10 protein-coding genes are annotated in these 11,271 nt (G+C 72.5%); 8 read left to right on the forward strand and 2 right to left on the reverse strand.

The genetic code is table 11. The features are described 5' to 3' along the window. Nucleotides 1-56 precede the first annotated feature (56 nt). A complete protein-coding gene (locus PSEJ31_RS0100880; RefSeq protein ID WP_028914371.1) occupies nucleotides 57-2,861 on the reverse strand; it encodes a pitrilysin family protein in 2,805 nt (934 codons plus the stop codon). 177 nt (nucleotides 2,862-3,038) lie between these two features. Here PSEJ31_RS0100880 and PSEJ31_RS0100885 point away from each other — a divergent pair, with 177 nt between their 5' ends. From PSEJ31_RS0100885 to PSEJ31_RS0100910, 6 genes are all read left to right on the forward strand, one after another. Next, nucleotides 3,039-3,767, forward strand: a complete 729-nt coding sequence (locus PSEJ31_RS0100885; protein WP_051403592.1) for a pseudouridine synthase — start codon at nucleotides 3,039-3,041, stop codon at nucleotides 3,765-3,767. Nucleotides 3,768-3,803: 36 nt separating this feature from the next. After that, the gene (gene arfB, locus PSEJ31_RS0100890) at nucleotides 3,804-4,235 is read left to right on the forward strand and encodes an alternative ribosome rescue aminoacyl-tRNA hydrolase ArfB (RefSeq protein ID WP_019399428.1); all 432 of its coding nucleotides are present in this window, start codon (nucleotides 3,804-3,806) and stop codon (nucleotides 4,233-4,235) included. 2 nt (nucleotides 4,236-4,237) lie between these two features. Beyond that, nucleotides 4,238-4,849 (forward strand): lysophospholipid acyltransferase family protein, encoded by a 612-nt coding sequence (locus PSEJ31_RS0100895; RefSeq protein ID WP_019399429.1) that lies wholly within the window; start codon nucleotides 4,238-4,240, stop codon nucleotides 4,847-4,849. A 9-nt stretch (nucleotides 4,850-4,858) separates the two neighbouring features. After that, nucleotides 4,859-6,289 (forward strand): deoxyribodipyrimidine photo-lyase, encoded by a 1,431-nt coding sequence (locus tag PSEJ31_RS0100900; RefSeq protein WP_028914373.1) that lies wholly within the window; start codon nucleotides 4,859-4,861, stop codon nucleotides 6,287-6,289. Nucleotides 6,290-6,402: 113 nt separating this feature from the next. Beyond that, the gene (locus PSEJ31_RS0100905) at nucleotides 6,403-6,666 is read left to right on the forward strand and encodes a hypothetical protein (RefSeq protein WP_019399431.1); all 264 of its coding nucleotides are present in this window, start codon (nucleotides 6,403-6,405) and stop codon (nucleotides 6,664-6,666) included. A 21-nt stretch (nucleotides 6,667-6,687) separates the two neighbouring features. Beyond that, the gene (locus PSEJ31_RS0100910) at nucleotides 6,688-6,921 is read left to right on the forward strand and encodes a hypothetical protein (RefSeq protein WP_019399432.1); all 234 of its coding nucleotides are present in this window, start codon (nucleotides 6,688-6,690) and stop codon (nucleotides 6,919-6,921) included. A 45-nt stretch (nucleotides 6,922-6,966) separates the two neighbouring features. On the opposite strand, the gene PSEJ31_RS0100915 is transcribed toward PSEJ31_RS0100910, so the two are convergent. Next, entirely contained in the window at nucleotides 6,967-7,929 is a 963-nt protein-coding gene (locus PSEJ31_RS0100915; RefSeq protein WP_026010694.1) for a LysR family transcriptional regulator, read from the reverse strand. A gap of 114 nt (nucleotides 7,930-8,043) precedes the next feature. On the opposite strand from PSEJ31_RS0100915, the gene aceB reads away from it, so the two are divergent. Both aceB and aceA read left to right on the forward strand, forming a co-directional pair. Beyond that, nucleotides 8,044-9,729, forward strand: a complete 1,686-nt coding sequence (aceB, locus tag PSEJ31_RS0100920; protein ID WP_028914374.1) for a malate synthase A — start codon at nucleotides 8,044-8,046, stop codon at nucleotides 9,727-9,729. Nucleotides 9,730-9,864: 135 nt separating this feature from the next. Next, entirely contained in the window at nucleotides 9,865-11,157 is a 1,293-nt protein-coding gene (gene aceA / locus PSEJ31_RS0100925) for an isocitrate lyase (RefSeq protein ID WP_028914375.1), read from the forward strand. Nucleotides 11,158-11,271 lie beyond the last annotated feature (114 nt).

Genomic DNA, 11,271 nt, shown 5'->3' on the forward strand with positions numbered 1-11,271 from the left:
TCGCGCGGGCCCGTTCGCCGCTGCGCCCGCCGCGCCTGGCGGCGGGCTTGCCGGGGCTAGTCGGCCATGGCCGGCGCGGCCGGGGCGGCGGCGCCGGAGCCGGCGCGGGCCACCGCGTCGAAGTCGCCGGCGGCGACCACGCTCAGCTTGCCCGGGGCCAGGTGGCGGGCGATGGCGGCGTTGACCTGGGCCGTGGTCAGCCTGCGGTAGGCCTCGTCCAGTTCCGCGGTGAAGGCCATGGTGCGGCCGAAGTACAGCTGGTCCTGGAGCATGCCCGCCACGTTCTGGTCGTCCGCGCGCGCCTGCGCGCGCTCGGTGAGCAGGCCGGACACCGCATCCTGCAGTTCCGCCTCGGTGATGCCCTCGGCCACCAGCCGCTGCAGTTCCTCGCGCATGGCCACCTCGACCCGGGCCAGGTTCTGCGGCGCGGCGATGGCCTGGATCAGCAGGTTGCCGGCATCGTCCACGCCGTCGGCGCTGTCGTCGGCATGCAACGAGCTGCTGACCCCGTAGCTGAGGCCGTCCCTCTGGCGGATGCGGTCGCCCAGGCGCGACTTGAGCGCGCCGCCGCCGAGGATGCGGTTGGCCACCACCAGCGCCGGGTAGTCCGGGTCGGTGACCCGCAGGGCCACGTTCTGCCGCGCCAGCAGCACCGCGTTGGCCTTGTCCGGGGTCGGCAGCTGCCGCTGCAGCGGCGCGACCTCGGCATGCCGGGTGGCGATCGGCTGGTACGGATGCGGACTGCGCCAGCCGGCGAACAGGCGTTCCAGCTGCGCGCGCACCGCCTCCGGGTCGAAGTCGCCGACGATCGCGATCTCGCCCTGCGCGGTGCCGTAGAAGTCGCGGTGGAACGCCACCACCTCCTCGCGCCGGAGCGCACGCACCGCGGCCAGGGTTTCATCCAGGCTCTGCGCGTGCAGTGGATGCCCTTCCGGCCACGGATCGAAGTGCAGCGCCAGCGCCCGCTGCGCCACCGCGCCCGGCTCGCCGCGCGAGGCCTCCAGCCCGGTGATGGCCTGCAGCCGCAGCTGCTCGAACTCGTCCTCGGGGAAGGTCGGCTCGCGCAGCAGGGTGGCCAGCAGTTCCAGGGTCTCGCCGAGCCGCTCGCGGCGGCCGATCAGCGACAGCTGTGCACCCTGCAGCCCGCCGGCGACCTGGGCCCGGGCCTGCAGCTCCTCCAGCCTGCGGTCGATGGCCTCGCGGTCCAGGCCGCGTGCGCCACGCATCAGCATCGCCCCGGCCAGGCCGGCGGCATGCTGGCGCCCGGCCAGCGACTGCGCGTCGCCGAAGCGGAAGTAGCCGTCGACCACCACGGTGCCGCCGCGGGTGCGCTTGGGCAGCAGGGCCACCCGGAGCCCGTCGCCGAGGGTGAAGCGCTGGGTGCGGGCCTCGATGTTCTGCGGCGTGGGATCGAAGTGCTCGCCGGCGTCCAGCGCCTGGCGCCCGGTGTAACCGGCCACCACCTCGGCCGCGGCCGGGGCCGCCGGCACCTGTACCCGCTGCGGTTCGTCGGTGGGCACGAAGCGGCCCAGGGTGCGGTTGTCGCGGCGCAGGTAGGCGGCGGCGACGCGGTTGACGTCGGCGGCGGTCACCGCGGCGATCGCGTCGCGGCTGGTGAACAGCAGGCGCCAGTCGCCGGCGGCGACGAACTCCGACAAGCCCATGCCCACCGCGTTGACGTCGGTGAAGTACAGGTCGTAGGCATTGGCCACCCGCTGCCGGGCCTGCTCGACCTCGGCCTCGGTCACCGGGTTGCGCGCCAGTTCCTCCAGCTGCGCCAGCAGCACCTGCTCGGCGCGCTCGCCGTCGCCGTCGCGCGGCTGTACCACCACCGCGCTGAACAGGCCCGGCTCGGCCAGGCCGTCGGCACCGGCACCGACGCCGGCGGCGATCCGCGGCTCGACCAGGGCCTTGTGCAGGCGCCCGCCGGGGGTGTGGCCCAGGACCTGCGCCAGCACCACCAGCGCGGCGTTGTCGGCATGGGTGCGGGCCGGGATGTGGTAGCTGGCCATGGCGATGCGCAAGTCGCCGGTGCGGCGCACGGTGACCTCGCGCTCGCCGTCCTGCGGCGGCTCCACCGTGGCCCGCCGCGGCAGCGGCGTGGCCGGCGCGCGCAGCTTGCCGAACGTGGCCTGCACCTTGCGCAGCACTTCCGCCGGGTCGATCCGGCCGGCGACCACCAGGGTGGCGTTGTCCGGGCGGTACCAGGTCCGGTAGAAGGCGCGCAGCTGGCCGATGTCGGCCGCCTCCACGTCCGAGCGCGCGCCCACGGTGGCCTGGCCATAGCCATGCCACTGGTAGGCGGCCGCGCGCACGCGCTGCACCAGCACGCCGCTGGGGTTGTTCTCGCCGGCCTCCAGCTCGTTGCGCACCACCGTCATCTCGCTGTCCAGGTCGGCGCGTTCCAGGCGCGCGTTGACCATGCGGTCGGCTTCCATCGCCAGCACCCAGTCGAGGTTGTCGCCGCCGGCGGGGAAGGAGGCGAAGTAGTTGGTGCGGTCCTGCCCGGTGGTGGCGTTGTAGCGGATGCCGCGGCGCTTCATCTGGCCGCTGATGTCGCGGTGCGCGGGCGTGCCCTTGAACAGCAGGTGCTCGAGCAGGTGCGCGGCGCCGGTCTGGCCGTAGGTCTCGTGCACCGAGCCGACCCCGTAGGTCAGGTTGACAGTGACCGTGGGTTTGGTCGGGTCGGGGAACAGCAGCACGCGCAGGCCGTTGCCCAGGGTGTATTCGCTGATGCCCTCGATGGAGGGACCGGCGCTGACGCCGCGCGGCAGGGCGGGCGCGGCGGCGCCGGCGCCCCAGGCGGGCGCCAGCAGGGCGACGGCGAGGGTCAGGGCGAGTGCATGTCTTCCGGGGATCATCCTTGGTCTCCAGTTGCTGCGGCCTCATGGCCGGCGCCGAGTTTCCCAGAATGCGGCGGCGCGGGCTTGAAGCGTCCCTGAAGCCGCGCCGGCACGGCCGCATGGGCCGCCAGGGCCCGGCGCGCCCTTGCCGCGCCCGCCTTCGTAATCGCCGCCGCGCCCGCGGATAATGCGCGGGTGAACGACATTCCCGGATCCCTCGCCGTCCTCCACGCCGACGACTGCCTGGCGGTGGTGGACAAGCCCGCCGGGCTGATGGTGCACGACAGCCCGCTGGCGGCGGACGAGACCGACTTCGCCGCCGACCGCCTGCGCGCCCAGTTCGGCCGGCCCGTGTACCTGGTCCACCGCCTGGACCGCGCCACCAGCGGCTGCCTGCTGCTGGCCTTCGACCGCGACACCGCCTCGGCCCTGGGCCGGTCGGTGATGGCCCAGCAGCTGGACAAGCGCTACCTGGCGGTGTGCCGCGGCTGGCCGGAGGAGGCGTTCGAGATCGACCATCCGCTGGACGGCGGGCCCGGCAAGCCGCAGAAGAAACCGGCGCTGACCCGCTTCCGGCGGCTGGCCTGCGGCGAGCTGGACGAGCCCTCGGCCGGCTTCCCGACCTCGCGCTACGCCCTGCTGGAATGCGCGCCGGTGACCGGCCGCTTCCGCCAGATCCGGCGCCACCTCAAGCACGCCTCGCACCACCTCATCGGCGACACCAGCCACGGCGACGGCCGCCACAACCGCATCTTCCGCATGCGCGGGGTGCACCGCATGCTGCTGCATGCGTGGAAGCTGGGCTTCCCGCACCCGCGCGGCGGCGCCCGGGTGGAGGTGGTGGCGCCGCCCTCGGGCGAGTTCATCAGGGCGATGGCGCTGTTCGGCTGGAGCCTGCCGGAACACACCGGCGCGGCCGGCTGAGCACGCCGCGGTGCGCCGCCCGCTTACAATCCGGCCATGCCCGTCGACGCGCTCAGCATCAGCCCCGGCCTGGCGATCCCGGAGTCGGAGATCGTCGAGCGCTTCGTGCGCGCCAGCGGCGCCGGCGGGCAGAACGTCAACAAGGTTTCCAGCGCCGTCGAGCTGCGGTTCGACGTCGCCGGCTCGCCGTCGCTGCCCGAGGCGCTGCGTGCGCGCCTGCTGGCGCGGCGCGACCGGCGGCTGACCGACGACGGCGTGCTGGTGATCGACGCGCAGCGCTTCCGCACCCAGGAGCGCAACCGCCAGGATGCGCGCGAGCGCCTGGCGGCGTTCATTGCCGCCGGCCTGGCGGTGCCAAAGCGGCGCATCGCGACCCGCCCCACCCGCGCCTCGCAGCAGCGGCGCCTGGAGGGCAAGCGCGAGCGCAGCCAGATCAAGCGCGGGCGCTCGCGCCGCGACTGGGAGTGAGAATGTCCGAGGCTGCACCCCTGCTGCCGGCGATGCCGGCGCAGGTTCCGCAGACCCCCGAGCGCGGCATGGGCCGCTTCACCCGCTGGCTGGGCCGCAGCGTGCTGCGCCTGGGCGGCTGGCGCGTGGTCGGGCAGATCCCGCCGGTCGGCCGGCTGGTGGTGATCGCCGCGCCGCACTCGTCCAACTGGGACGGGATCTGGGGCATGGCCGCCAAGCTGGCCCTGGGCGTGGACATCCGGGTGCTGGCGAAGGCCCAGCTGTTCTGGTGGCCGCTGTCGATCGTGCTGCGCCGGCTGGGCGTGATCCCGGTGGACCGCAGCAACCCGCATGGCATCGTCGACCAGGCCATCGACCTGGTGCGCGCCAGCGAGCGGATGTGGTTCGTGGTCGCCCCGGAAGGCACGCGCAAGCCGGTTAAGGAGTGGAAGCGCGGCTTCTGGAAGATCGCCCACGGTGCCGGCGTGCCGGTGCTGATGACCTACTTCCACTACCCGGAGCGGATCATCGGCTTCGGCCCGCTGTTCCACACCACCGGCGACATGGAGGCCGACATGGCCGCGGTGCGCCAGTGGTACCGGCCGTGGATGGGCCGCAACCGCGGCACTGCCTGAGGGTCGCCCATGGGCGTGGCGCTGGTCTGGTTCCGTGACGATCTCAGGCTGGACGACCACCCCGCCCTGCGCGCCGCGCTGGAGCGCGGCCTGGTGCCGGTGCCGGTGTACATCCACGCCCCGGACGAGGAGGGCGACTGGGCGCCGGGCGCCGCTTCCAACGCCTGGCGCCGGCGCTCGCTGGCGGCGCTGGCGGCCGAACTGCGGCGCCGCGGCTCGCGCCTGCTGATGCTGCACGGGCCCAGCCTGGGCACGCTGCAGGCGCTGGCGGCGCTGACCGGGGCCGAGGCGGTGCTGTGGTGCCGCCGCTACGAGCCGCGGATCGAGGCCCGCGACACCCGGATCAAGCGGCAGCTGCGCCAGGCCGGGCTGCATGCGGAAAGCTTCAACGGCTCGCTGCTGTTCGAACCGTGGGAGATCGAGACCAGGCAGGGCGACCCGTACCGGGTGTTCACCCCGTTCTGGAAAGCGGCGCGTGCGCACTGGCGCCTGCGCCCGTTGTGGCAGGCGCCGGAGCGCTTGCCCTCGCCGGACCTGGCCGGCGCGCCGGAAGGCCGGCACCTGGACGCGATCATCCCCGAGACCCGCCCGGACTGGGACGCCGGTTTCTGGGAGCAGGCCACCCCCGGCGAGGCCGGGGCGCAGGCGCGGCTGCAGCGGTTCCTGGCCGCGGGCCTGGCCGGTTACGCGCAGGCCCGCGACCAGGTCGCGGCCGACGGCACTTCGCGCCTGTCGGCGCACCTGCACTTCGGCGAGATCTCGGTCCAGCGCGTGGCCGCGGCGGTGCAGGCGGCGGAGGTGGCCGAGGCCGACCGCGAACGCTTCCTGGCCGAGCTGGGCTGGCGCGAGTTCGCCCACCACGTCATGCACCACTACCCGCACGTGGTCGACCAGGACCTCGACCCGCGCATGGCCGGGTTCCGCTGGGCGCGGCCGTTGCGCGCCACCCTCGATGCCTGGGAGCGCGGCCGCACCGGCGTGCCCATCGTCGATGCCGGCATGCGCCAGCTGTGGCACACCGGCTGGATGCACAACCGGGTGCGCATGGTCGTGGCCAGCTGGCTGGCCAAGCACCTGCGCATCCACTGGCGGCACGGCGCGCGCTGGTTCTGGGACACCCTGGTCGACGCCGACCTGGCCAACAACACCCAGGGCTGGCAGTGGGTGGCCGGCACCGGCGCCGACGCAGCGCCGTACTTCCGTGTGTTCAACCCGGTCAGCCAGGCGCAGAAGTTCGATCCGCAGGGCGAATACATCGCGCGCTGGGTGCCGGAGCTGGCGCCGCTGCCGCTGCCGGCGCGGTTCGCACCGTGGCAGCACCCGGAGCTGCTGCGCAGGGTCGCGCCGCGCTATCCGCGGCGGCCACAGGTGGACCTGGCCGCGGGCAGGGCGGCGGCGCTGGAGGCGTTCGTGGCGTTGCGGGCCGGCCGGGAAGGCTGATGTGCGGCGCTTGCCGGCGCGATAGGATCGGCATCGCGCCGGGGGGGGGGGGGGAACATGGCCGGGACCGGCCATGGCGCGACAACCCACATGCAACGGACAGGAAGCCATCCATGCACTCGATCCGCCGCATCCGCATCACCGCCGCCGAGACGTTCGCCGCATGCGCGTTCGTGGTCGCCGGCCTGGCCTGGTCCCCGCTGCTGCTTGCCGGGGCATGGGCGACCTATGGGTTGGTCCTGGCGCGGCACAACCGCCTCCTCGGCGGCGCCGGGCTGGCCTGCACGGCGGCCTTCCTGCTGTTCGTTGCCGGCTACGGCATCGGCAAGGACCTGGCGATGCGCGACCGGCAGGTGGAAGCCGCCCAGGTCCGCTGAGCCAAGTCCGGAGGGGCGACGATGCCGGAGGAAGCCATCGGGGGCCTGCTGGGCTGGACCGTCCGCGTCGTCGGCTACGTCCTGGTCGACGTGGTGCTGGAAATCCTGGTGAAGGGCCTGGGCTATGCGCTGCTGCGCGGCCTCGGCGTGCGCACCCACCCGGAAAGTGCGTGGTGCGCGGTGGTGGGCCTGGCGTTCTGGTTCCTGTGCATGGCCGCGGCCGTGGCCATCTGGCGGCATACGCACCCGGCCTGATCCATCCCCTCCTCCTGGCCAGGCTGCCGGCCCGTAGGCGGATGCTCAGCGTTCGGAATGTCCGCTCTGGTCGTACTCGCGCGGCGCAAGCAGGTCCGGGCGGATCAGGGCCACGAACGCACGCGCCTGCGGCGACAGCACCCGGCCCTTGCGCACCACCACCCCATAGCTGCGTGCCGGGAAGAACGCCGCCAGCGAGCGCGAGCCCAGGCGGGCCTCGTCGCCCTCGGCCAGGCATACCGAGGGGATGATCGACACGCCCAGGCCCATGGCCACGTACTGCTTGATCACGTCCCAGCCGCTGACCTCAAGCGCCACCGTGTACGGCACCCGGTTCTGCTGCAGCACCAGGTCGACCAGGCGCCAGGTGACCTGGCGCTGCGGCGGCAGGATCAGCGGGTATTCGGCCAGGTCGGCCAGTTCCAGCCGCGGCTTGCGCAGCAGCGGGTGCCCGGGCGGCGCGATCAGCCGCTGCTCGAAGCGGTGCGCGGCCTCGTAGCTGAGGTCGGCCGGCACGTCGAGCAAAGTGCCGACCACCAGGTCCACCGCGTCCTCGCGCAGCAGCTCGGTGCCCTCGCTGGTGACCACGTTGTGCAGCACCAGGTGCACGTCCGGGTGCTGCTGGCGGAAGGCGGCGACGATCTTCGGCAGCAGGTAGAGGATGGTCGAGCTGTTGGCCGCGATCCGCAGCTCGCCGGCATCCAACCCGCGCACCCGCTCGCGGAAGGCGTTCTCCAGGCCGTCCAGCTGCTCGACCAGGGGCTGGGCCATCTCGTACAGCAGCTCGCCCTCGCGGGTGGGCACCAAGCGGCGCCCGGAACGCTCCAGCAGCGGCATCCCCAGGTCGCGCTCCAGCGCCTGCAGCTGCAGGGTGATGGCCGGCTGGGACACGAAAAGCGCCTCCGCCGCCCTCGATACCGAGCCCAGCCGCACCGTCTGGCAGAACGCGCGCAGCGGCTTGAGACGGTCGGATTTGTAGGAAAAACGAGGACTTGCAGCGGCACTCACGGCAGCCTCACGGTGGCTATAAGCCTGGCTAATGAACTACATTGACAAAACTGCTTTGTCAAATACCTGGCCAAGCAAGCAGCGTGGACGCCCGACCGATGCAGGAGCACCGTCATGTCCGCGACCGCTGAATCCGCCATTCCCGCTTCGAATCCGGGCCGGCGCCCGGGTCCGGCCACCGTTCCCAAGGGCGCGGCCGGGCTTTCGCTGACCGAGCGGGTCGCCGGGCAGGAACAGCTGCTGCCGGCGCCGCTGCTGGGGCTGCTGGTGTCGCTGCACCGCACGATCGAGCCGGAACGCCGCGCCCTGCTGGCCGCCCGCCGCGAGCGCCAGGCGTTCTTCGACGCCGGCGGCCTGCCCGATTTCCGCGCCGACACCCGCCACATCCGCGAGGGCGACTGGAAGGTCGCGCCGATCCCGGCCGCGCTGCAGGACCGCCGCGTGGAGATCACCGGCCCGGTGGACCCGAAGATGGTGATCAACGCGCTGAACTCCGGCGCCCACTGCTACATGGCCGACTTCGAGGACTCCACCTCGCCGACCTGGCGCAACCTGCTGGCTGGCCAGCGCGCCCTGGCCGCGGCGGTGGATGGCTCGCTGAGCTTCCAGGCCGGCAACGGCAAGCAGTACCGCCTGCGCCCGTACGAGGAGCGCGCGGTGCTGATCGTGCGCCCGCGCGGCTGGCACCTGGACGAGAAGCACGTGCGCGTGGACGGCGAGCCGATCGCCGGCGGCCTGTTCGACATGGCCGTGTTCGCCTTCCACAACGCGCGCACGCTGATGGCCAACGACCGCGGCCCGTACTTCTACCTGCCCAAGCTGCAGTCGATGGAGGAGGCGGCGCTGTGGGAAGCCGCGCTGTCGCACGTGGAGGCCTTCCTGGGCCTGCCGCACGGGCAGATGAAGGCCACCGTCCTGATCGAGACCCTGCCGGCGGTGTTCGAGATGGACGAGATCCTGCACGCGCTGCGCGACCGCATCGTCGGCCTGAACTGCGGGCGCTGGGACTACATCTTCTCCTACCTGAAGACGTTCCGCGCCCACCCGGACAAGGTCCTGCCCGAGCGCGGCCAGGTGACCATGACCCAGCCGTTCCTCAAGGCGTATTCGGAGCTGCTGATCCGCACCTGCCACCGCCGCGGCGCGCACGCCATGGGCGGCATGGCCGCGCAGATCCCCAACGCCTCCGACCCGGTGGCCAACGAGCAGGCCCTGGCGCGGGTGCGCGCGGACAAGCTGCGCGAGGTCACCGCCGGCCACGACGGCACCTGGGTGGCGCATCCGGCGCTGATCCCGGTGGCGCGCGAGGTGTTCGACGCGCACATGCCCACGCCCAACCAGCACCACGTGCTGCGCGAGGACGTGCAGGTCACCCGCGACGACCTGATCCGCCCGTGCGAGGGCACGATCACCCGCGAGGGCTTCGAGAACAACATCGAGGTCTGCGTGCGCTACCTGGCCGCCTGGCTGGACGGCAACGGCTGCGTGCCGATCCACGGGATGATGGAGGACGCGGCCACCGCCGAGATCGCCCGCGCCCAGCTGTGGCAGTGGCTGCACCACTCCGACCCGCGCGGCCGCCACGCCGACGGCAGCCCGGTGCACCTGGCCGACGGCACCGTCATCGACTTCGCCCTGTTCGAACGCACCCTGGCCGCGCTGCCCGGGCGCCTGGGGGACACCGCCAACCTGCCGGGTGGCCGCCGCATCGCCGAGGCCACCGCCCTGCTCGACGAGCTGACCCGCGCCTGCCAGCTGGTCGAGTTCCTGACCCTGCCGGCCTACGCCCGCATCGACTGACCCACGCCCGCGTCCCGGCCCAGGCCGGGACCCGGGACCTTCCACCACGGACCCATCGAGGCCACCGCGTCCGGCCCGCCGGAACGACGGCAGGACCCCTCGAGCGCAAGAAGCCCACCGCCACGGAGAAGCACCATGAGCACGCTGAAGACCGCCGAGCAGATCCAGCACGAATGGAACACCGACCCGCGCTGGGCCGGCATCACCCGCAACTACACCGCCGAGGACGTGGTGCGCCTGCGCGGCACCATCCCGGTGGAGCACTCCATCGCCCGCATCACTTCCGAGAAGCTGTGGCGCTACCTGCACGAGATGGACTTCGTCAACGCGCTGGGCGCGCTGACCGGCAACCAGGCCATGCAGCAGGTCAAGGCGGGGCTCAAGGCGATCTACCTGAGCGGCTGGCAGGTGGCGGCGGACGCCAACCTCGCCGGGCAGATGTATCCCGACCAGTCGCTGTACCCGGCCGACTCGGTGCCGGCGGTGGTCAAGCGCATCAACAACACCCTGCTGCGCGCCGACCAGCTGCACCACGCCGAGGGCAACGACAGCATCGACTTCCTGCAGCCGATCGTGGCCGACGCCGAGGCCGGCTTCGGCGGCGTGCTCAACGCCTTCGAGCTGATGAAGGCGATGATCGAGGCCGGCGCCGCCGGCGTGCACTTCGAGGACCAGCTGGCCTCGGTGAAGAAGTGCGGGCACATGGGCGGCAAGGTGCTGGTGCCGACCCGCGAGGCGGTGGAGAAGCTCAACGCCGCGCGCCTGGCCGCCGACGTGATGGGGGTGCCGACCATCCTGATCGCGCGCACCGACGCCGAGGCCGCCGACCTGCTGACCTCGGACATCGACGAGAACGACAGGCCGTTCTGCACCGGCGAGCGCACCGTCGAGGGCTTCTTCCGCACCCGCAACGGCCTGGACCAGGCCATCGCCCGCGGCCTGGCCTACGCCCCGTACGCCGACCTGATCTGGTGCGAGACCGGCAAGCCGGACCTGGAGTTCGCGCGCAAGTTCGCCGAGGCCATCCACGCCAGGTTCCCGGGCAAGCTGCTGGCCTACAACTGCTCGCCGAGCTTCAACTGGAAGAAGAACCTGGACGACGCCACGATCGCGAAGTTCCAGAAGGAAATCGCCAGCTACGGCTACAAGTTCCAGTTCATCACCCTGGCCGGCTTCCACGCCCTGAACTACTCGATGTTCAACCTGGCCTACGGCTACGCCCGCAACCAGATGAGCGCCTTCGTCGAGCTGCAGGAAGCCGAGTTCGCCGCCGCGGACAAGGGCTTCACCGCGGTCAAGCACCAGCGCGAGGTCGGCACCGGCTACTTCGACGCGGTCACCCAGGCGATCCAGCAGGGCCAGTCCTCGACCACCGCCCTGAAGGGTTCGACCGAGGAAGAGCAGTTCCAGGACCGCAACGCGGCCTGACGTCCAGGATGCCGGAGTGGCGGCGCTCCGGCACCGCCCCCGGCTGCACGGGTTTGGTGGGTCGTGCAGCCGGGGGTTTCTCTTGTTCCCGCGATGCGTGCGTACCGCGCAAGT

Origin of the sequence: Pseudoxanthomonas sp. J31, assembly GCF_000510725.1 — a bacterium.
In the GTDB taxonomy this organism is placed as follows: Bacteria; Pseudomonadota; Gammaproteobacteria; order Xanthomonadales; family Xanthomonadaceae; genus Pseudoxanthomonas.

Coding starts and splice junctions, on each gene's coding strand:
- aceA (WP_028914375.1), top strand. CDS start 9,865: ATGAGCACGCTGAAGACCGCCGAGCAGATCCAGCACGAATGGAACACC.
- PSEJ31_RS0100910 (WP_019399432.1), top strand. CDS start 6,688: ATGCCGGAGGAAGCCATCGGGGGCCTGCTGGGCTGGACCGTCCGCGTC.
- PSEJ31_RS0100900 (WP_028914373.1), top strand. CDS start 4,859: ATGGGCGTGGCGCTGGTCTGGTTCCGTGACGATCTCAGGCTGGACGAC.
- aceB (WP_028914374.1), top strand. CDS start 8,044: ATGTCCGCGACCGCTGAATCCGCCATTCCCGCTTCGAATCCGGGCCGG.
- PSEJ31_RS0100905 (WP_019399431.1), top strand. CDS start 6,403: ATGCACTCGATCCGCCGCATCCGCATCACCGCCGCCGAGACGTTCGCC.
- PSEJ31_RS0100895 (WP_019399429.1), top strand. CDS start 4,238: ATGTCCGAGGCTGCACCCCTGCTGCCGGCGATGCCGGCGCAGGTTCCG.
- PSEJ31_RS0100880 (WP_028914371.1), bottom strand. CDS start 2,861: ATGATCCCCGGAAGACATGCACTCGCCCTGACCCTCGCCGTCGCCCTG.
- arfB (WP_019399428.1), top strand. CDS start 3,804: ATGCCCGTCGACGCGCTCAGCATCAGCCCCGGCCTGGCGATCCCGGAG.